12 protein-coding genes and 1 pseudogene are annotated in these 21,608 nt (G+C 62.0%); 3 read left to right on the forward strand and 10 right to left on the reverse strand.

Features of this window, described 5'->3' with window-relative positions; translation table 11 throughout:
* Positions 1 to 53 precede the first annotated feature (53 nt).
* Positions 54 to 2,316 (reverse strand): annotated as a pseudogene (locus ACYASU_RS01540) (type VI secretion system Vgr family protein); the annotation flags it as partial.
* 250 nt (positions 2,317 to 2,566) lie between these two features.
* On the opposite strand from ACYASU_RS01540, the gene ACYASU_RS01545 reads away from it, so the two are divergent.
* A complete protein-coding gene (locus ACYASU_RS01545; protein WP_463581709.1) occupies positions 2,567 to 3,709 on the forward strand; it encodes a MalY/PatB family protein in 1,143 nt (380 codons plus the stop codon).
* A 37-nt stretch (positions 3,710 to 3,746) separates the two neighbouring features.
* Here ACYASU_RS01545 and ACYASU_RS01550 read toward each other — a convergent pair whose 3' ends face one another.
* From ACYASU_RS01550 to ACYASU_RS01575, 6 genes are all read right to left on the reverse strand, one after another.
* On the reverse strand, positions 3,747 to 4,931 hold the full coding sequence (locus tag ACYASU_RS01550) for an acetyltransferase domain-containing protein (protein ID WP_463581710.1): 1,185 nt from the start codon (positions 4,929 to 4,931) through the stop codon (positions 3,747 to 3,749).
* A gap of 193 nt (positions 4,932 to 5,124) precedes the next feature.
* On the reverse strand, positions 5,125 to 6,852 hold the full coding sequence (gene ggt, locus ACYASU_RS01555; protein ID WP_463581711.1) for a gamma-glutamyltransferase: 1,728 nt from the start codon (positions 6,850 to 6,852) through the stop codon (positions 5,125 to 5,127).
* A 160-nt stretch (positions 6,853 to 7,012) separates the two neighbouring features.
* Complete coding sequence (locus tag ACYASU_RS01560; protein WP_423571351.1) at positions 7,013 to 7,696, reverse strand: TIGR04211 family SH3 domain-containing protein; 684 nt, start codon at positions 7,694 to 7,696, stop codon at positions 7,013 to 7,015.
* A gap of 382 nt (positions 7,697 to 8,078) precedes the next feature.
* Positions 8,079 to 10,328: a 1,4-alpha-glucan branching protein GlgB gene (gene glgB / locus ACYASU_RS01565; protein WP_463581712.1), complete on the reverse strand. Its 2,250-nt coding sequence runs from the start codon at positions 10,326 to 10,328 to the stop codon at positions 8,079 to 8,081.
* 2 nt (positions 10,329 to 10,330) lie between these two features.
* Entirely contained in the window at positions 10,331 to 13,651 is a 3,321-nt protein-coding gene (gene treS / locus ACYASU_RS01570) for a maltose alpha-D-glucosyltransferase (protein ID WP_463581713.1), read from the reverse strand.
* Between the two features lie 16 nt (positions 13,652 to 13,667).
* A complete protein-coding gene (locus ACYASU_RS01575; protein WP_463581714.1) occupies positions 13,668 to 15,704 on the reverse strand; it encodes an alpha-1,4-glucan--maltose-1-phosphate maltosyltransferase in 2,037 nt (678 codons plus the stop codon).
* Positions 15,705 to 16,044: 340 nt separating this feature from the next.
* Here ACYASU_RS01575 and ACYASU_RS01580 point away from each other — a divergent pair, with 340 nt between their 5' ends.
* Complete coding sequence (locus ACYASU_RS01580) at positions 16,045 to 16,221, forward strand: hypothetical protein (RefSeq protein ID WP_163022162.1); 177 nt, start codon at positions 16,045 to 16,047, stop codon at positions 16,219 to 16,221.
* 161 nt (positions 16,222 to 16,382) lie between these two features.
* Here the strand turns inward: ACYASU_RS01580 and ACYASU_RS01585 are convergent, their stop codons facing one another.
* A complete protein-coding gene (locus tag ACYASU_RS01585; protein WP_463581715.1) occupies positions 16,383 to 16,928 on the reverse strand; it encodes an MgtC/SapB family protein in 546 nt (181 codons plus the stop codon).
* Between the two features lie 232 nt (positions 16,929 to 17,160).
* Here ACYASU_RS01585 and mapR point away from each other — a divergent pair, with 232 nt between their 5' ends.
* Entirely contained in the window at positions 17,161 to 18,597 is a 1,437-nt protein-coding gene (mapR, locus tag ACYASU_RS01590) for a GntR family transcriptional regulator MpaR (RefSeq protein ID WP_463581716.1), read from the forward strand.
* A gap of 27 nt (positions 18,598 to 18,624) precedes the next feature.
* On the opposite strand, the gene ACYASU_RS01595 is transcribed toward mapR, so the two are convergent.
* Together ACYASU_RS01595 and ACYASU_RS01600 are read right to left on the reverse strand one after the other, a co-directional pair.
* Positions 18,625 to 19,371 (reverse strand): SDR family oxidoreductase, encoded by a 747-nt coding sequence (locus ACYASU_RS01595; RefSeq protein WP_463581717.1) that lies wholly within the window; start codon positions 19,369 to 19,371, stop codon positions 18,625 to 18,627.
* A gap of 48 nt (positions 19,372 to 19,419) precedes the next feature.
* Positions 19,420 to 21,510: a putative bifunctional diguanylate cyclase/phosphodiesterase gene (locus ACYASU_RS01600; RefSeq protein ID WP_463581718.1), complete on the reverse strand. Its 2,091-nt coding sequence runs from the start codon at positions 21,508 to 21,510 to the stop codon at positions 19,420 to 19,422.
* Positions 21,511 to 21,608 lie beyond the last annotated feature (98 nt).

Genomic DNA, 21,608 nt, shown 5'->3' on the forward strand with positions numbered 1-21,608 from the left:
CTCCTGTGCGGCTTTCGCTTTAAAGTCGAAGTGCGCGGCCTTGATCAGGTAGTCGCCGGCGGTACCGGATTCGATGCTGCACCGCTCAATGGCGAGGTAGCTGCCGCCAGCATTGAGGACGATCCGCTTCTTCGCCGTGATGTGAATTTCATCTTCGGTGCTGGTGATGTTTATGCCCTGCCGAGCCAGCAGTTCCAGACGATCGTTTTGCGCCTGGATGCTCACCGGGCCTTCGTTGGAAATCAGCTTGAGGCCGACCTTGCGAACGAACAGGCTCAAGCCCTGGCCGATACCCATGAACATTTTCTTGACCACGCTGATGTCGGCGTGGCTACCCGCATTGAGCATCAGGTTGTTTTGGGCGGCCAGCTGCAAGTGCTTGCCGCTGGTCAGCGCAATACCATCCGGGGCGCTGAGCAGCAGGACCGAGGATTTGAGCGCGTCCAGGTCCTGTTTCAGCAGATCGAGTTGTGCCTGCACGTCGGCAGGATTGGCGTGACTGATGGCAGCGTCTGCCGAGATTGTTTCCAACTGATCGCCGGCACTTTGCAATCGACCGACCGCCGCGCTCATGTCGAGCTGTTTACCCTGCGCCCTGGTCTGTTCATCCGCACTGATAAACACCCCGCGCCCGGCCCGAATCGCGCCCCAGCCATCGGTGCGCAATTCAAAGCCTTCGCCGCGCTTATCCTTCTCGTTGTCGACCAGATGGCCAAGGTTCAGCTGGCTCTTGCCGCTGTGTTCGGTGCTGAGCTTGATGTGCTCTTTGCCGCGGTCGTCTTCCATGCGCAGCTTGTTGTTCGCCGGGGTGCGCAGCACGTTGCGTTTGTAATCGCTGCGCAGCAGCGTCACATGGTCAGGATGTCGGCTGTCATGAAGCGCGTGAGCGATATAGGGTCGATCCGGGTCGCCCTGCTCGAAAGCAATGGCTACTTCGGTCCCGCAGATCAGTGGCAGGTGCAGGCCGTGGGTATCGCCTGCGTACGGACGGGCAAGGCGCAACCAAAGACTTTCCTCACCCAGCTTCCAGTTGTCGCGATCAAACAAAAAGCTGACCTTATAGCGGCCTTCGCGGTCGATGTGACTGTAGGGATCGTTGGCCAGCGAACTGGTGACTCGCGCCGGAACAGTGCCCGCTATCTCAGGCTTGACCAGCAAAGGCGGCCGAAAACACACGCTCTCGGAATACGGAATCGCCTCAAAGCTCAAATCAAAACTACGGTCCCGCGCCGCACGCAGCTTCAATCCAGTGATCACCGCCCCCGGTTCAAACGCCTGGGGCGCCCCACCGGAAATCGCCAGTACCTGCGCCAATCCCAAAGAAGCACTGCTGCTTATACCGCTCAGGCGCGTCTGATCATTCAGATACCGCTCATGCCGCAACCGGGCATAAAAAAACCCGCTTTCCCCGAGCAGATCCTCGTCCTGATCCAGCTTGTCGCTTAAGGCCTTATAAGGCTCGGCATAGTGATACGCCTCGCCATAAGTCGTGGAATCCCCCCGCGTCTGATCAACATCCCCATCCAGCCATGCGTTCGCATCCCGGTGGTGATAAGCCTGAAAATGAACGCTCTTCTCCACCACCTCATGACTGAGCTGTAATCCCCAAACCCCATCCGCACCACTGCTGCCCAATCCCGACTGCGGCCGAAACGGCAAGCTCACACGCGGCCGAACGTAATGCCGCTGATCATCGTGAAACTCGACGACCGCAATACCCAATCGCTCATCGTTAGTGAAGCGATACCAGATCCCCACCTCCGCCAACAGCCTGGAAATGAAAGCGAGATCACTCTCGCCGTACTGCATCACCTGCTCACGCGTCGGGTACTCCCGCACCAACGAAAACAGAAAATCCTGCCCCTCAAAATCGTGCCGCGACCGCAAGATACTCTCGACAATCTCCGGCACCGACTGATGCTGATAAATTCGAAACTGCCGCCCCCGCGCCAGCAACGCCAGGCGCGGCTGCAAAGTAATCTCGTATCTGGCTTCGTCAGCAGAACCGGAAAGACGTTTAAAACCCGTCACCACCCCATGCAACGTGCGCAGCGGTTTAACCGAAGGCACCGGCAACCCACGAATCGCAACAGGCAACGTATGCGCCGCCGCATGCAGACTGAACTGCGCACCCCGCCCCAACACACGCTCAGCCCCGATGTCCTGCTCGACGGAAGTAAATTCAACGCGATAAAGAAACGGTTGGCTCAACTGTTCTTCACCTTCAAAGGCAAGTACATCGAGCGCAATGGGCAAACCATGAACAACAAGTTTATGGCGGCTGTGATCGAAGAAAGGTGGCAATACGGTGAGCATGAATGAGCGTCCCTGGCAGGAATAAGCGCCCCTGACCGGTCTGCAGAAAACCGGGTCAACTCGTCCATGAGAGAGGGCTGAAGCGGGCGAAGATGCGACATTTCAAAGTGTGACTCCAGAGGGGGAGACACGAAGGAGACGGTTCCAGCGGCATTTACGGAGTAATCCTACAAACCGCAAATCGACAGCAAACCCAGGCCGCCATTCTCTGGCACAATCCCCTCTTTTTTCGAGCAGGACAGGCCAGAACATGGATCTGAACAACGTTTTTCAGCGCTTGAACACCGGCAGCAAGAAGTGGAGCCAGTACCCCGAAGACGTGCTGCCGATGTGGGTGGCGGACATGGATTTCCCGGTGGCAGCGCCCATTGTGCAGGCGCTGAAGAACCGTCTGGAGCATCCGCTGCTGGGCTATTCCGTGCCCCAGCAAGCGTTGCGGGAAACCTTGGTCAAGCATCTCGCCGACCGCTACGGCTGGCAGATCGAGGCGCAGGATCTGGTGTTTCTGCCCGGGGTCGAGCCTGGGGTGAACATGGCGCTCCACGCGCTGGTTTCGCCATCCAGCGCGGTGCTGGTCCAGACGCCGAACTACTCACCGCTGCTGCACGCGCCGGCCAACTGGAAACTGCCGCGCATCGATCTGCCCTTCCATGCTGACGCCCAGGGTGAATACCCCACCGACGTCGCGGCACTGGAACGCGCGCTGCCTGACCATGGCGCGCTGCTGCTGAGCAATCCCCACAACCCGCTGGGCAAGGTGTTCGAACGCGACGAATTGCTCGCAATCGGGGAGGCCTGTGCGCGGCGCAAGGCGCTGATCATTTCCGATGAAATCCACGCCGACCTGCTGTTCGACGGCCGCCATCACACGCCGATCGCTTCCCTGAGCCCGGAGATCGCGGCGCGCAGCGTGACGCTGATGTCGGCGAGCAAGGCCTGGAACATCGCCGGGCTGAAAACCGCGTTCGCCGTGGTGCAGAACCCCGAGCTGCGCCAGCGTTTCAATGCCGGGCGGCTGGGGCTGGTGGACAGCGTCAACGCCCTGGGCCTGGAAGCCACCGAAGTGGCCTATCGCGAAGGCGCTCCTTGGCTGGAACAGGTCGTGGCATATCTGCAGGACAACCGCAATTACCTGGCCGAGGCCATCAAAACCCGCTTTCCCGGTATTACGATGAACCTGCCCCAGAGCACCTATCTGGCGTGGCTGGATTGCTCCGGCCTGGGGCTGGAAAACCCACAGCAGTTCTTCCTCGAACACGCCAAAGTCGCGCTCAGCGACGGCCTGGAATTCGGCGAGGACTGTGGCCAGTTCGTGCGTCTGAACTTTGGCTGCCCGCGGCCGATGCTGGAAGAAGGCCTGGCGCGTATGGAACGCAGCCTGCGCCGCGCCTGACGCCTTCCCGGCTAAAGCCGGTCCTGCATGGCCGTGCTTAGAAGTATTTCAGCCAGGCGATGTCCCGGCGTCGCGCCTTGAGCGCCGCGAACCAGCTCACTGCCGGCAACAGCACGACCGTGAGCACCGCGGCGCAACCCCACAGGCCCAGTACCGAGGTAAACCCGAAGTATTGGCCGTGGGTCGTCCCCCAGATCGCCACCGCGCCGACATACAGCAGCTTGAGCACATACAAGTGCAGCAGATAGAAAAACATCGGCGCGGCGCCAAAGGTCACTAGCGGTCGCAGCCATGGCCTTCCCTGCTGCCGCTCAAGCCAGGCCAGCACCAGCAAGCCGACGCCCAGGGTCAGGCTGATGAACAGCAACGACGGCGGGTATTTGGTGACGTTGAGGACGCTCATCAGCGTGTGGGCCGTTGTGTCACCCTCCACCCACGGCTTTTCGCCATAACCGTTGATGCCGCGCAGGGCGAGAAACAGCGCCAATGCGCCAAAACCCCAAGCGATCAGGTGGATCTCGCGCTTCTCCGCATTCGCGTCGCGGCCAAACCACGGCCCCGCGGCGTAACCCACGGCGATCACGCCGATCCACGGCAGCAGTGGGTACGAGGTACGCAAGCGCACACTGTCGCCGACCTCGATCCAGCCGCGGTCATGCAGAATCGCCCACGGAATGTGCATCGCCGAGCCCACAGCAAAATGCACGTCGTCCAGCAGGTTGTGCCCGGCGATGATCGCCAGCCCCAGCGCCGCCAGCACACCGCGCGGCAATACCACCATCGCCGACAGCGCAATCATGCTCAGGCCAATTGCCCAGATGACCTGCAGGTAAATCACCGTCGGTGGAAAGTGGAACGTCCAGGCGAAATTCACCAGCGTCAGTTCCAGAGCGATCAACACCAGCCCCCGCTTGAACAGAAAGCCCGCCACCGCGCCCCTGCCCGCATGCCGTTCGCCGTACAGCCAGGCGGAAAGCCCGGTCAGGAACACGAACAGCGGTGCGCAAAAATGCGCGAGGGTGCGGCTGATGAACAGATCGACGCTGGTGTGAGCGACATCCATCGGGTCGCTGACCTGGTGGTGCAGAAAGAACGTCTCGCGCACGTGGTCCAGCAACATGAAGATGATGATCAGCCCACGCAGGGCATCGATCGATTGCAGGCGGCCGGGGTGGGCGATGGACGTGCTGGGAGATTGCAGAGGGACAGACAGGGTTTGCATACGCAGTGGACTCTCGAAGCGCTATAACCGACAGGTCCATGTCAGGCCTGTAAAAATAGAGTTATAACATAACACTTCAAGGTGTCCTGCGCGCAACCAAAATCACGCGCAGGGTGTGGCCCGAAACCACCACAATGCCTCGTCACCGGCCATGAGCACCCTGCCCCGTCCGGTGACTCGGCTGTCGCGCAGATCAATAGCCGAGCGACAACCCCGTGCTGCGACGCGGATCGTTGGCGCCGTAGAAACGGTTATTACCCACTGGCTTCCCACCGAGCGAAGGCGCGCCAACGAGAATGGCGGCCAGATGATTGGCGTCCTGAGGACGGGCAAACGTGTGGCCCCAGCTTTCCAGGATCTTTTGGGTGTCGGGGCTGACGGCGAAGGTTTCCAGGTTGGTGGTTTCCGGCATCCACTGCTGGTGGAAGCGTGGCGCATCGACTGCTTCCTGAATATTCATGCCGTAGTCGATGACGTTGAGCATGGTCAGCAAGGTGGCGGTGATGATACGGCTGCCCCCCGGCGTGCCGACGACCATGACGGTTTTGCCGTCCTTGGTGACGATGGTCGGGCTCATCGACGACAGCGGCGACTTGCCCGGGGCGATGGCGTTGGCTTCGCCTTGTATCAGGCCGTACATGTTCGGCACGCCGACCTTGGAGGTGAAGTCGTCCATCTCGTCGTTGAGGATCACGCCGGTGCTGCTCGCCATCACCCCAGCGCCAAACCAGTCGTTGAGGGTGTAGGTCACAGACACCGCGTTGCCCCATTTGTCGACGATGGAATAGTGCGTGGTGTTGTTGCCTTCGTGGGGCGCGACGCCGGGTTTGATGTTCTGGGAGATCCCGGCTTTCTGCGGTTCGATGGCGGCGCGCAGCTTGGCGGCGTAGTCGCGGTCGAGCAGATGGCTGATCGGGTTTTTGACGAAGTCCGGGTCGCCCAGGTAGCTGTTGCGGTCGACGTAGGCATGACGCATGGCTTCGATCTGGTAATGCAGGCCCTGGGCGGAGTGATAACCCAATTCCTGCATCGGGTAGCCTTCGAGGATGTTCATGATCTCGCAGATGACCACGCCGCCGGAGCTCGGTGGCGGCGCCGAGACCACGTGGTAGCCGCGGTAATCACACTCGATCGGCGCCAGTTCGCGGGTCGCGTACTTGTCCAGATCCGCCTGGGTGATGATGCCCTTCCCCGCCTGGCTGGAATCGACGATGGCCTTGGCCACCCAGCCCTTGTAGAAACCGTCGCTGCCTTTGGCGGAGATTTCCTTCAGGGTTTTGGCGAGGTCTTTCTGCACCAGGGTGTCGCCGACTTGAAGCGGCTGGCCCTTGTTCAGAAAGATCGTGCCGAGGTCTTTGGCGTCGGCCTTGAACTCGTCGGTGGCGGTGCCAAGCAGGTCAACGTCTCCCTGCTCCAGGGCGAAGCCGTTTTCAGCGAGCTTGATCGCCGGGGCAATGACTTCGGCGCGTTTTTTGGTGCCGTATTTGCTGAGCGCCATTTCCATCCCGGACACGGTGCCGGGCACGCCGACGGCCAGGTGACCCTTGGAACTCAGGTCCGGCACGACGTTGCCGTCCTTGTCCAGGTACATGTTGGCGGTGGCCGCCAGCGGCGCTTTTTCGCGGAAGTCGAGGAAGGTCTTGCGCCCGTCTGCCAGCTGGATGGTCATGAAACCGCCCCCGCCCAGGTTGCCGGCGGCGGGATAGACCACGGCCAGCGCATAGCCCACGGCGACTGCCGCATCGACTGCGTTGCCGCCCGACTTGAGCACGTCAACGCCCACGTGGGTGGCCAGGTGTTGCGCGGTAACGACCATGCCGTTTTCAGCGGCAGCCGGGGCCACGGAAGCGGCGTGAGCGCAGGACAGACCTAGGATCAGCGCCGTCGCAACGAGGGACTGGGCGAAGGGTTCGAACTTCATGGGCGGTTTCTCTTTTTCTTGTGGTGGGGGGACAGCGTGGGCAGAGGGTGCCCCGCACTAAACTAGCGCATGGAGGGAAAGTTGCCAGTGAGCGTTAAAAACCCGGCAGGGTGAATGCCGGGCTCGGTGCGCGTAGATGCAGGACAGCGCTGAGTCTGCTTCAGAACCAGCGATCGTTGCGCTTGCGGCCCTTGGTCAGGGACGGGAGGATCAGGCCCAGCAACAGGCCCGCGCCAGCGATGCTGCCGCCGTAGACCATGTAGCGCATGAGCACCTGATTGTTCTCGTCACCCAGTTTCGCCTGGGTGGTGCGCAAGTCGGACTGCGCGCTGGCCAACTGCGCGTTCAAATCCTTGGTCCGCGCTTCGAGCTCGTCGACCAGCTTCTTACGCGACTCCAGGGTTTCCTGCATGCCCTGAACCTTGGTCTTCCAGTCGTCGTCGATGGTTTTCAGTTGCGCGCTGAGATCCGCGGCTTTCTGGGTCAGTTGCGGCAAGCGCTCCGCCTGCCCCGGCACTTCCTGCAGGTCAGCGGTGGGAATCCAGACGTTGTCGCCGGCGCTGCCGCGCACCTGGCTGTAGTCGCCCTGGGTATTGATGAGCTCGACTTTCTGCCCGGATTTCAGCGTGCCGACGATGCGATAACCGTCGGTGGGGCCACTGCGCACGTAAGTGCTGAGTGTGTCGCTGACCCAGCGGTCCTTGCTCTGCGTTTCGGCGTGGACCAACGGGCTGGCAACGGCAACGGACAACAGCGAGGTCAGCAGGCCGGCGTTGAGCAAACGGCGTCGAACGCCCGGCACAGGGGTAAAGCGAAAGGAAACATCGGAGGGAGAAATTGGCATGGATAATCTTCGACAAATTGAAAAGAAGGCCGGTGGGCGGGCCGCATGCAAGGGAATCACGCCTGGTCGGACAGCGACGAACAACGCGCTGCAACTGCTGGAATAGGCATCTGGCGCGGGCGAAATTCAGCCGGACGTCGAAGGCCGTGGCCCCAGCGTACTGCGCGCGCAGTGGTCAACAGACCATTCAAAAGATGTCAGGTTCAGTGGCGAGGGATGACATTCGTCCGGGAAAGGTCCCACAACCTTTGTCGGCAGGGCAGAAACGACTGTGGGAGCGAGCCCGCTGGCGAATGCTTCATCAGGCGATCAGGTCGACTGATAGAAAGCTATTCGCGAGCACGCCCGCTCCCACAGGTTCACAACAGTGTGGCGGAGGAAATCAACCCTCCTGCTGCAGCTGCTCCACGGTCGGCTTCAGGATCACCACACCCAGCGGTGGCAGATTCAAGGGCAGCGAGAACGCCTGGCCATGGCTCTTGATGTCGTCGGTGCGCACGCCGCCGCCGTTGCCGAAGTTGGAACCGGCATAGACCCCCGCGTCGCTGTTGAACAGCTCGGCCCACTTGCCGCTGAAGGGCACGCCGACACGATAGCCTTCGCGCGGCACCGGTGTCAGGTTGGCGACCACCAGCAACGGCTCGCCCTCCTTGCTCCAGCGCAGGTAGGCATAGACGCTGTTACCGGCGTCGTCACCGATTACCCACTGGAAACCCTGTGGCTGGCAGTCCTGCTCGTACAACGCCTTTTCCGTCCGGTACAGCCGGTTCAGGTCGCTGACCAGCGTGTGCACGCCCTTGTGCTCGGCGTACTGCAGGAAATGCCAGTCCAGTTCGGTGTCGTGGTTCCACTCGCGCCACTGGGCAAACTCGCAGCCCATGAACAGCAGCTTCTTACCCGGGTGGGTCCACATGAACGACAGGTACGCGCGCAGGTTGGCAAATTTCTGCCAGCGGTCGCCAGGCATCTTGTCGATAAGAGAATGCTTGCCGTGCACCACTTCATCGTGGGAAATCGGCAGCACGAACCGCTCGGACCAGGCATAGACCAGACCAAAACTCAGCTGAGAATGGTGATGCTGGCGATGGATCGGGTCCTGCTCGATGTACTTGAGCGTGTCGTGCATCCAGCCCATGTTCCACTTGTACGAGAAACCCAGACCGCCCTGTTGGGTGGGCTGCGAAACGCCCGGCCAGGACGTCGATTCCTCGGCAATGACCAGCGCGCCCGGTGCTTCAATCGCAACCACGTCGTTAAGGTGGCGCAGGAAGTCGATGGCTTCCAGGTTTTCGCGGCCGCCGTAACGGTTCGGGACCCATTCTCCGGCGTTGCGGGAGTAGTCGCGATACAGCATTGACGCCACCGCATCCACGCGCAACGCATCGACGTGGAAGTTCTTCAGCCAATGAATACCGGAGGCAATCATGAAACCGTGGACTTCGGTACGACCCAGGTTGTAGATCAGGGTGTTCCAGTCCTGATGGAAACCTTCATGGGGGTTGGCGTATTCGTACAGTGCAGTCCCGTCGAACTGAGCCAGACCGTGTGCATCGGTCGGAAAGTGTGCCGGCACCCAATCAAGAATCACGCCGATGTCGTTACGGTGGCAGGCATCCACGAAGGCGGCGAAGTCTTCCGGCGTGCCGTAGCGCGCGCTCGGTGCGAACTGCGACAACACCTGATAACCCCATGAGCCGCCGAACGGGTGCTCCATGATCGGCATCAATTCGATGTGGGTGAAACCCAGGTCCTTGATGTAAGGAATCAGGTTTTCAGCCAGCTCGCGCCAGTCGTACGGGCGATCCGGCTCGTCATCGCCGCCGTGGTGCCACTGCCACGAGCCGGCATGCAGCTCGTAGATCGACAGCGGCTGATGAATGTCGTGCTTTTCACCCCGGGACTGCATCCAGTCGTGGTCCTGCCACTCGAACGTCAGCGGTGCAGCGACTTTCGACGCGGTTGCCGGCGGCAGCTGGGTGGCCAGGGCCATCGGGTCAGCTTTCAGCGGCAGAACGCCGTGCTGACCGAGGATCTCGTACTTGTACGCTTCGCCCGGCCCGATGCGCGGGATGAAAATTTCCCACACGCCAGTCGGGTGACGCAGGCGCATCGGGTGACGACGGCCATCCCAGCTGTTGAAATCGCCCACCACGGACACTCGGCGGGCATTCGGTGCCCACACCGAGAAACGCACGCCGTCGACGCCATCGACATTCTTGACCTGTGCGCCCAGAGCGCTGCTCAGGTCGCGGTGGTTGCCCTCGGCGAAGAGGTACAAGTCCATCTCGCCCAACTGCTCGCCGAAGCTATAAGGGTCTTCGGTGATTTGCTCGCCGGTGGCCCAGGAGATTTTCAGCAAATAGGGTTCGCGAACCGCAAAGTGGCCGGCAAAAAAGCCCGGCTTGTCGGTCATGCTCAGCTCGCCGAGGTCACGTTCGCCGTCGCGCGAGAGCACGCGCACGGCCAGGGCATTGGGCAGATAGGCGCGGATCACCTGGCCTTCAGCGCCATCGCTGTGGGGGCCAAGCATCGAGAACGGGTCGCGGTGCTCCGCGCGGATCAGCGCGTCCAGGTCGACGGCGCTGGGCAATATTGCGTGGTTGCCGTTACCGAATTGGTCAGAGGCACTCATTTTCATTCTCCATCAGACAGGTCGAGAAGCCCGCGCAAGCCTTGAAGCGGAACCGACAACCATGTCGGCCGATTCTCGGCCTCGTAGGCCACTTCATAAGCGGCTTTTTCCAGAGTGAACAGCGCCAGCGCGGCCGCTTCACCCTTGGCATCTTTCCAGTCGTGACCCACTTCGACGGTGGCCTTGCGATAGCCGTCGAGGAAGGCCTCGCGCGCCTGCTTCAAATACGTCTCGGCCACTTGCTGGCGGGCGGTTTCAGCCTGCACCGACGTGTCGGCACTTTGCGCGTTGCGCAGGGCCATCGCCGCAGCGTAGTCGAACGAGCGCAGTACGCCGCTGACATCTTTGAACGGGCTGTATTTGGCCCGACGTTCCTGCAGCGGACGCGCGGGCTCGCCTTCGAAGTCGATCAGGTAGGCATCGCCCTTCACCACCAGCATCTGGCCGAGGTGCAGGTCGCCGTGCACGCGCATTCTCAGGCCGCCAACGGACTGCTTGGCCAGGGTCTTCACTTGGGCCAGCAGCGCTTTGCGTTTGCCCAGCAGTTCAGTGATGAGCTGCTGATCCTGGGCCTCGAGGGAGTCGCGGTGCTGTTGAAGCAGCTGCAAGGCGCGCTCGATCTGCGCCGACACGCTCTTCGCCGAGGCCTCGCTGTCCTTGACGCTGGTGACTTCGGTCTTGAAGTCCGGGTTATCCGTCGGGGCGCCGAGGATCACGTGCATCTCGCCCAGACGCTGGCCCAACAGCCCGGCGAAGTCTTTCAGCTCGATCAGCGCGTTGGCTTGCTGCTCCAGCGCCGACTGACCGTGGGCCATATGATCACGCACCGCGCGTTCGAGGTTGTTCTGCGTCCATTCCCACGCATCGCCCTGGTTACTCAGGTAACCCTGGGCGATCATCAGCAGGTTTTTCTCGCCCTGCCCGTCGACGCGCACGACTGCGCCCAACAGCGGCGAGATGTGCGGGTAGCCGGCTTCGGTGAGGTACGCACCCATTTCCAGCTCGGGGTGAGTACCGGCCGCGACACGGCGAATCATTTTCAGCACCAGCTTCTTGCCGACCACCACCGAGCTGTTGGACTGCTCGGCCGAGAGGTAACGCACCTCGGCGTCTTCGTTCAGGCCCAGCGGCGCCAGTTGCGACGTGCTCTGGAACTGCAGCTCACCGTCCGGCGTCGCCAGCACGGTGTTGTCCTGCATGCCTTTGATGACGTTGCGAATGAACGGCTCGAGGGTGAATGCATCGGTGATCAAGCCGACCTGACGGCCACGACGCACGCGGGACAGGGCCAGCTGTTGCGGCAAGGCGCTGCTGATGTCGTCTTCCGGCAACAGGCCGAACGGCAACTGGTAGCGCACCGTTTCGCCACCGGAGGTGACTTCGATTTCGCTCAGCAACGCCGGCCGCACCGTGGAGCCGAAGCGCACGGCGTAGGCGATGTGAATGCTGTCGATCGCCGTGCCTTTGCCGGCGAACCAGCGGCGTTTCGGCAGATAGACCGACAGCGACTGCTGCTCCATGGTCTGGCGCAGGGGTTCTTCGAGCAATTCTTCCAGGCGCTGCTTGAGCACCAGGGTCGGGAAGTCCGGCATGCTCTGAGCCGGTTCAACGTGCCAGCTGGGCATTTGATTCTCCGCGGCCAGCAAGAACCAGTAGAAGCCGTACGGCGGCAACGTCAGCAGGTAATTGAGCTGGCCAATAGGTGGAAAGGCGCTGCCACCGAGCATCTCGACGGGAACGGTCCCGGCGTATGGCGCCAGTTCAAGCTCGGCGGCCTGGGAGGCGGCCGAGACGTTGGCGACGCAAAGGATGATTTCGGTCTTGCCGTCCGGCCCGGTGTACTCGCGGGTGTAGGCCAGGATGCGGCGGTTGCTCGGCGAGAGCATTTTCAGGGTGCCGCGGCCGAAGGCTTTCTGCTGTCGGCGCACGGCGAGCATGCGCCGGGTCCAGTTCAGCAGCGAGTGCGGATCGTGATCCTGCGCTTCGACGTTGACCGACTGGTAACCGTACAGCGGGTCCATGATCGGTGGCAGCACCAGGCTCGCCGGGTTGGCGCGGGAAAAGCCGCCGTTGCGGTCGATCGACCATTGCATCGGCGTGCGCACACCGTCGCGGTCGCCGAGATAGATGTTGTCGCCCATGCCGATTTCGTCGCCGTAGTACAGGGTCGGCGTGCCGGGCATGGACAGCAACATGCTGTTGAGCAGTTCAACGCGACGACGGTCACGCTCCAGCAACGGCGCCAGGCGACGACGGATGCCCAGGTTGATCCGCGCGCGACGGTCCGAGGCGTAGTAATTCCACAGGTAATCACGCTCGCGGTCGGTGACCATTTCCAGCGTCAGTTCATCGTGGTTACGCAGGAAGATAGCCCACTGGCAGTTCTCCGGGATTTCCGGGGTCTGGCGCAGAATATCGGTAATCGGGAAACGGTCTTCCTGAGCCACCGCCATGTACATGCGCGGCATCAGCGGGAAGTGAAATGCCATGTGGCATTCGTCGCCGTCCTTGCCCTTGCGGTCACCGAAGTACAGCTGGGTGTCTTCGGGCCACTGGTTGGCTTCGGCCAGCAGCATGCGGTCGGGATAGTTGGCGTCGATTTCGGCACGGATCTGCTTGAGGACCTGATGGGTCTCCGGCAGGTTTTCATTGTTGGTGCCGTCACGCTCGATCAGGTACGGGATCGCGTCCAGACGCAGGCCGTCGATGCCCATGTCCAGCCAGTAGCGCATCACCTCGATCACCGCCTTCATGACCTGCGGATTGTCGAAGTTGAGGTCCGGCTGGTGGGAATAGAAACGGTGCCAGAAGTACTGCTCGGCCACCGGATCCCAGGTCCAGTTGGACTTCTCGGTGTCGAGAAAGATGATCCGGGTGCCGTCGTATTTCTGCGGGTCATCGGACCAGACGTAGAAATCCCGCGCCTTGGAGCCCTTCTTGGCATGCCGCGCGCGCTGGAACCACGCGTGCTGGTCCGAAGTGTGGTTGATGACCAGTTCGGTGATCACCCGCAGGCCACGGTTGTGCGCCTCGGCGATGAACTTCTTCGCATCCGCCATGGTGCCGTAGTCGCTGTGCACGCCACGGTACTCGGAGATGTCGTAACCATCGTCGCGGCGTGGCGACGGGTAGAACGGCAGCAGCCAGATGGTGTTGACGCCCAGCTGGGCAATGTAGTCGAGCTTGGCGATCAGGCCGGGGAAGTCACCGATGCCATCGTCGTTGGAATCGAAAAACGACTTCACGTGGACCTGGTAAATCACCGCATCCTTGTACCAGAGCGGGTCTTCGATAAAGGCAGCGTTGCGGGGTTTCTTTGCCATGACCACATCCTTTGAATTATTGGTTTGTGGCTTTGATGCGCCAGATACCGAACGGCTGGTACGAAGGGTCCAGGCGCATGAACTGGTACTTGCCATACCAGGTCCAGGAATGCCCGGTCATCAAGTCTTCGCCCAGGGTGGCGGCATCGTCCGGCAGGCCCATTTCCCACAGCGGCAGCTCGAACGTCGCTTCCTGCACGTTGCGCGGATCGAGGTTCACGGCGACCAGAATGAAATTGCTGCCATCCGCCGTGCGCTTGCCGAAGTACAGGATGTTGTCGTTGTACGCGGCGTAGATCTTCAGGCCCAGGTGCGTCTGCAACGCCGGGTTCTGCCGACGGATGCGGTTGAGCTGGGCGATTTCGGCAATGATGTTGCCGGGCGCGGTGAAATCGCGGGGACGGATCTCGTACTTCTCCGAGTCCAGGTATTCCTCTTTGCCCGGTACCGGCGCCGATTCACACAGCTCGAAGCCCGAATACATGCCCCACAGACCCGACCCCATGGTCGCCAGCGCCGCACGGATGAGGAAGCCCGGACGACCCGAGTCATGCAGGAACGGCGGGTTGATGTCCGGCGTGTTGACGAAGAAATTCGGGCGGTAGCACTCGCGCCATGGCGACTCGTTGAGCTGAGTGAAGTACTCGCTCAACTCGGCCTTGGTGTTGCGCCAGGTGAAATAGGTGTAGCTCTGGGAATAACCGACCTTGCCCAGGCGCGCCATCATCGCCGGCTTGGTGAACGCCTCGGCGAGGAACATGACTTCCGGGTGCTTGCTGCGCACGTCGGCAATCATCCACTGCCAGAACGGCAGCGGCTTGGTGTGCGGGTTGTCGACGCGGAAGATCTTCACGCCCTCCTTCACCCAGCCGAGGATCACGTCACGCAGCTCGGTCCACAGGCCCGGAATCGCGTCCGGCGCATAGAAATCGACGTTGACGATGTCTTGATATTTCTTCGGCGGGTTTTCCGCGTAACGGATGGTGCCGTCCGGACGCCACGAGAACCAGCCCGGGTGTTCCTTGAGCCACAGGTGGTCCTGGGAGCACTGGATGGCGAAATCGAGGGCGATTTCCAGGCCATGCTCGGCTGCCGCGGCGACCAGCTCGCGGAAGTCCTCGCGGGTACCCAGTTGCGGGTGGATAGCGTCGTGGCCTCCGTCCTCGCTGCCGATGGCGTACGGGCTGCCCACATCATCTGGCCCTGCGGTGAGGGAGTTGTTCGGGCCTTTGCGGTGAGCGCGACCGATCGGGTGGATCGGCGGGAAGTACAGAACGTCGAAGCCCATGTCGCGGATCATCGGCAGGCGCGAGTGGACGTCCTTGAAGGTGCCGTGACGCTTTTTGTCGTCTGTGATCGAACGTGGAAACAGTTCGTACCAACTGGCGAACTGAGCCAGCTCACGTTCGACGTCCAGCGGGAATTCCAGGCTGCGGCTGAGGAACGCGTGGTTGTCGGCCTTGGCCATGACGCTGGCGGTGTCACTGCTCAGCAGCAGCGCCACCTTGGCCTCGTTTTCCGTGGCCTCGCCGAAGCGCGTGATCAACGTGTCGAGTTGCCCACGTACTTCCAGCTTGCTGCGCTCGGCGGCGTGCACCAGGTGCAGGCGTCCTTCTTCCAGCTCCAGATCAATGGTCACACCGGCGGCGTATTTCTTCTCCAGCTCGTAGCGGTAGCTGCCGAACTGATCGATCCAGGCTTCAAGGCGATAGACGTAGCGGGTGAAGGTCGGCGGGGTGAATTCGCCGATCCAGCTGTCATTGCCCAGCTCGCGCATGGGCACCGATTGCCATTCTTCGTCGTCGATGGCCCGGTAGACGATACGTACGGCCATCTTGTCGTGGCCGTCCGCGTAGATTTTGCTGGTGACCGTGACCGGCTGACCGACAACGGCCTTGGCCGCCAGCTGACCGTTATCGATCACCGGCTGGGTGTCCTCGATCACGATCCGCGGCAGCTGCAAGGCTTGGGTCAGGGGGATAGGGTGGATAGAGTGGAGAACATCGTTGGCCAGGGAATCCGGGCCGTACGGCTGATCAGCAGTATCATTCATCGAGCATCACTCCTCACGCCCAGGGACGCCCACCGTGGGGCGCCCATTGCTTCAGCGTCTTTGTCCATAACATAAGAGAGAGCCACGGGATCAACGCATCCGGACGTGGCAGCATAGGTTCCGAACGCCAGCCGCGGGCAAAAGTTCAAACAGCTTGCATGACGTTTGATCAAGTCACCCCAGGGATAATGGCAGGCCGGGGGCTCCGGCGTAACGGGGTATCCAGGCGGATTGAGTGAATCATTGCCAGGGCGCCGCGGTCGACATGTGTGCGTGCTGGCGGGTGTGCTGCAACGTCACCTGACACGCCTCTCTCGACGAACCCAAGGAAGCGAAGATCATGAGCATTCCCGTTCCCGCAGAAACGCCTGATCCGAACATCGACGACCCCGAGCTGCCGGTGCCCAAGCCCGAGGAGCCACCTTCCCCGCTGATGCCTCCGGTGATCGAACCGCCGGTGGGTGACCCGCCAAGTGGCGAGCCCCCGGCCATTCTGGATGACACGTTTCCTGAGTAATTCCTTGACCCACCGCGGTCTTGTGGGACCGGCTTTAGCCGGGAAGCTTCTAGATGGCTAGCCGCAATGTTGAGGGTGCGCCAACTGGCTTCCTCCCGGCCAAAGCCGGTCTCAATATTAATCGAGCGTCACACCCTCAATACCCCTGAATAACCGCCGGACTAAGGCTCCTGTGCATCGCCACCCGTCCTGCGGGCAGGGTCGTGTGCACGTTCTTCCGCCGACTCAACCCGCCTGACGATCATAGGCATCAGGCTGAAGATGCCCAGTGCCAGCACCGTACTCAAGACTGCCGTCATCTCCCTGCCCATCCCGGCCGCAATACCAATGGCCGCGGTCATCCACAAACCGGCCGCCGTGGTCAGGCCTTTCACCTGAGTCGCATTGAGCGCATCGCCCTTGAGGATGGTCCCGGCGCCGAGAAAGCCGATCCCCGCCACAATGCCCTGCACCACCCGGCTCAAAGCAGCATCGTCGGCACCGGCCATGCGCGGCACCAGCACAAACAGCGCGGCCCCCATGCACACCAGCATGTGCGTTCGAACGCCGGCCGCCTTGCCCTTGTGTTCCCGCTCGAAACCCAGAATCCCGCCCAGCAGCGCCGCGATGACCAGGCGTATGATCACGCGGGTGATCTGCCCGGCATCGGTGATATCAGAGAACTCGGCCTGCAGTGTGTCCACCACTTCTTCCCACCAGGCATTCATCAGTGCATTCCCTTCGGTTAACGTCAGTGCGGTATGGACCGCAGCGCGGGGCGAGAGTGCGGGAGGTGGATACCGAAGAGATACGCCTGATCCGGTGGTTGTCAGCCGATCTGCATCTGTACTAATCCGCCGGCCGAGGGCATATTCCGGTCCTGCAGCCGGGTCCTCCGCCCTGCCGCAGTCGCATGTGTATGGCGGCTGCACCCCAGAAGCCACTCAGCACGAGTCCGCCATGAAGCGCTATGAAAAGTTTGCCGACGACATTGCCGAGCTGATCCGGTCTGGGGTCCTGGCTGCAGGGCAACGGGTGCCTTCGGTGCGCTACGCCAGCCAGACCCACGGCATCAGCCCGTCTACGGTGTTCCAGGCGTACTACTTGCTGGAACGTCGAGGCCTGATCCGGGCACGCCCGCGCTCCGGCTACTTCGTCAACGACAGTGTCCGCCTGCAAGGCTTGGGCGGTGAGGTTTCAGAACACGATGCGCGCCCGGCGCCACAGGTGAGCGAGTCCACCGAAGTCGACGTCAGCGATCTGGTGTTCTCGGTTCTCGAATCCATCAAGGACCCCAACACCGTACCCTTCGGCTCCGCCTTCCCCAGCGCCGGGCTGTTCCCGTTGCAGCGCCTAGCCCGTTCCCTCGCCAGCGCCACCCGCGACATGGACCCGCGCATGGTGGTCAGCGACCTGTCGCCCGGCAATCCTGCGCTGCGCCGGCAAATCGCGCTGCGGTACATGGTCGCCGGGCAAATGCTGCCCATGGACGAGCTGCTGATCACCAACGGCGCCCTCGAAGCGCTGAATCTGTGCCTGCAAGTGGTGACCGAGCCCGGCGATCTGGTGGCCATCGAGGCGCCGGCGTTCTACGCCTGCCTGCAAGTGCTCGAACGGCTTAAGCTCAAGGCGGTGGAAATTCCGGTGCACCCGCAACAGGGCATTGACCTGGCGGTGCTTGAACAGGCGCTCGAGCGCTACCCGATCAGAGCCTGCTGGAGCATGACCAGTTTTCAGAATCCCACCGGCGCGACGGTGCCTGAAGCGCGCAAACGGGAACTGGTGGAATTGCTGCGCAAGCACGAGGTGCCGCTGATCGAGGATGACGTCTACGCCGAGTTGTATTACGGCCAGCACGCGCCGAAGCCGGCGAAGGCGTTTGACAGCGAAGGCTTGGTGCTGCATTGCGGCTCCTTCGCCAAGAGCCTGGCGCCCGGTTATCGGGTGGGTTGGGTGGCTGCCGGGCGTTACGCGCAGAAGGTCGAGCGGCTGAAAATCATGACCTCGCTGTGCGCCTCGATGCCGGCCCAGGCTGCCATCGCCGATTACCTGCAACACGGCGGTTACGACCGCCACCTGCGCAAGCTGCGCCACAGCCTCGAAGATCAGCAGCGCGCGATGCTTGGCGCCATCGCCCGGTACTTTCCGGCGCAGACCCGCGTCAGCCAGCCCACCGGCGGGTACTTCCTGTGGGTTGAGCTGCCGGAACAAATCGATTCACTGAAAGTGTTCCAGGCCGCCCTCGCCCAGGGCATCAGCATCGCCCCCGGCCCGATGTTCTCGCCAACGCGGCGATTCAAGCCCTTCATCCGCCTGAACTACGGCAGCCCGTGGGGTGAGACGACTGAACGGGCGATGGAGACGCTGGGGAAAATCATTCGCTCGATGATGGGTTAGCCGGCCTTGGATATGGCTGCAGAGCCGTCAGCGCCCGCCGCCCAGATCAATGAACGACCCCGTCGAATACGAGGCCTTGTCGGACAGCAGCCACAGGATCGCTTCCGCCACTTCATCGGCCAGTCCGCCACGGCCCATGGGGATGGTCGGTTCCAGCTTGCTGACGCGATGGAGGTCACCGCTCAGGGCGTGGAAGTCGGTGAAGATGTAACCGGGACGCACGGCATTGACCCGCACGCCCTCGCCCGCCACCTCCTTGGCGAGCCCGACGGTGAAGGTGTCCAGCGCGCCTTTGGATGCCGCGTAGTCGACGTACTCACCGGGTGATCCGAGCCGTGCGGCGACGGACGACACATTGACGATGCTGCCACCGCGCCCGCCGTGGCGGGGCAACATGCGCAGCAGTGCTTGCTTGCTGCACAGCATCGGCCCGACCACGTTGCTCATCATGATCTTCAGCAGCCGAAACTCGGACATGGTGTCCAGCCGCGACGCCTCGCCCACCGTACCGGCGTTGTTGACCAGCGCGGTGATCCGCCCCATCTCCGAATCGATCCGCGCAAACAGACGAATGATCTCGTCTTCGTTGCTGACATCGGCCTGCACCGCGATGGCATGACCGCCCGTCTCGCGAATCTGCCCGCACAGCCGCTCGGCGGAGGCGTGATCGGACAGATAGTTGATGCACACGCGATAACCCTGCGCTGCTGCCAGAACCGCCGTGGCGGCCCCGATACCCCGGGAGCCGCCGGTGATGAGGAGATTTTTATCCATAAATGTTCCCGTTCGATCAATGCGTGGAGGTGGGGTGGGCATTAACACTCAATCCGTGATTTCGCTGACACGCCGCCGCGCGGCTTCGATGTCTGCCATGAACCGCTCGGCCGGCAGTGGATAACCCAGCAGGTAACCCTGCAGCGAGTCGCAGCCCAGGCGCGTGAGGAAATTCTGCTGGCTGGCGGTCTCGACACCCTCGGCGACGATGCGCAAGTTCAGCGCCTGGCCCAGCGCAACGATGGCCGAGACAATGGCCGCGTCGTCGCTGTCGTGCTCCAGATCACGGACGAAACCGCGGTCGATCTTCAATTCGTTGGCCGGCAGACGCTTGAGGTACATAAGGCTGGAATAGCCGGTGCCGAAGTCGTCGATGGACAGGTCGACGTGCATGTCCGAGAGCTTCTGCAGCACGGTCATGCTCGCATCGGCGTCGCTCATGGCAGTGGTTTCAGTGATTTCCAGGGTCAGGCAGTTGGCCGGCAGACCGTGGGTCGCCAGCGCGTCCGCGACGGTGTCGACCAGCCCGACATGGCTGAACTGCAACGCCGACAGGTTCACCGCAATGCGCCAGTGGGTAAAGCCGCTGTCGTACCAGCGCTTCATCTGCCGGCAGGCCTCGTGCAGCACCCACTCGCCGATGGGAATGATCAGGCCGGTTTTTTCGGCAAGGCCAATGAATTTGTCCGGCATCAGCAACCCGAGCTGCGGGTGATTCCAGCGCACCAGCGCTTCGGCGCCGATGGGCTCCTGGGTGCCGGCGGAGAATTTCGGCTGGTAATGCAGGCAGAACTGCCCTTTACGCAGCGCAAGGCGCAGGTCCTGCAACAGCTGCAGCTGATTGCGCGCGTTGGTGTTCATCGACGCATCGAAAAAGCTGTAGCCGTTCTTGCCGGCATTCTTGGCGTGGTACATGGCGGCGTCGGCGTTCATCAGCAGTTCCTGCTGGGTGCGGCCGTTGCCGGGGTACAGGCTGATGCCGATGCTCACCGTCACCTGCAGATCATGTTCCTGCACGCTGAACGGCTGGCTCACCAGGGAAACCTGACGCGAGGCCACGCTGACCGCTTCTTCGCCATCGTCGAGCTCAACCAGCAGCACGAACTCGTCGCCGCCGATGCGCGCCAGGGTGTCGTGGCGATGGAAGTTTTCCCGCATGCGCACAGCCACCGCGCGCAACAGTTGATCGCCGACGTGGTGACCGAACGCGTCGTTCACCGGTTTGAAGCCGTCCAGATCCAGAAACATCAGGGCGAACATGCCGCCCTGGGCGTCGACCTTGCGCATGGCCTGATCGATGCGATCCGCCAGCAGGATGCGGTTGGGCAGCCCGGTGAGGTTGTCGTGCAGGGCCAGTTGGGTCAGCTCGCGGTTGGCCTCTTTCAGCGACAGCGACAACTGAGCGGTACGCGCTTCCAGGCGGGCATCGAGCACGGACGTCAGCAGTGTGATGCCCAGCACCGCCATACTGGTAACCAGCACCAGCTTGTCCAGGCCGTTGGTGTGCAGACCGTTGAGCGTCGCGCCGCAGAAACTGCCCTCGGGAAAGTTCGCCGCGCTCATGCCGGTGAAATGCATGCCGAGGATGGCGAACCCCATGATCACCGCCGCACCAGCGCGGGCCAGCCGAACGTAAGGTGTCTGGCGGCGCAGACGCACGGCAATGGCCAGTGCGACGGCGGAGGCGGTCACGCCGATAAACAGCGAAAGGCCAAACAATGTGGGGTCATAGTCAATGCCCGGCTGCATGCGCATCGCCGCCATGCCGGTGTAGTGCATCGCGCTGGTGCCAAGCCCCATGACCACGGCGCCAAACAGGAGATGCGGCAGCGGCACACGGTCGTGACTGACCAGCCACAGGGCGAAGCCTGAGGAAAAGATCGCGATGATCAGCGAGAGCACCGTCAGCGGGATGTCGTACGCCAGCTGGATCGGCAGGTTGAACGCGAGCATGCCGATGAAGTGCATCGACCAGATGCCGACGCCCATAGACAGCGCACCACCCCCCATCCACAGCCCGCGGGCCCGACCACTGGCCGAGGCGATGCGCCCGGCCAGATCAAGGGTGGTGTAGGACGCGAGTATCGCGACCAGAAACGAAATCAAAACCAGCGAATAGGTGTAATGGCCGATCAACATGGGCTGGCCCTTGGCTCAACGGAGTGCGGCCTTTCAGCCCTGATCAATTCGGCGGCGATTGTACCGAAATTCCCGTAAAAGTCCCGTCACTCCGTCGC

Source organism: Pseudomonas sp. HP_12 (assembly GCF_055283955.1).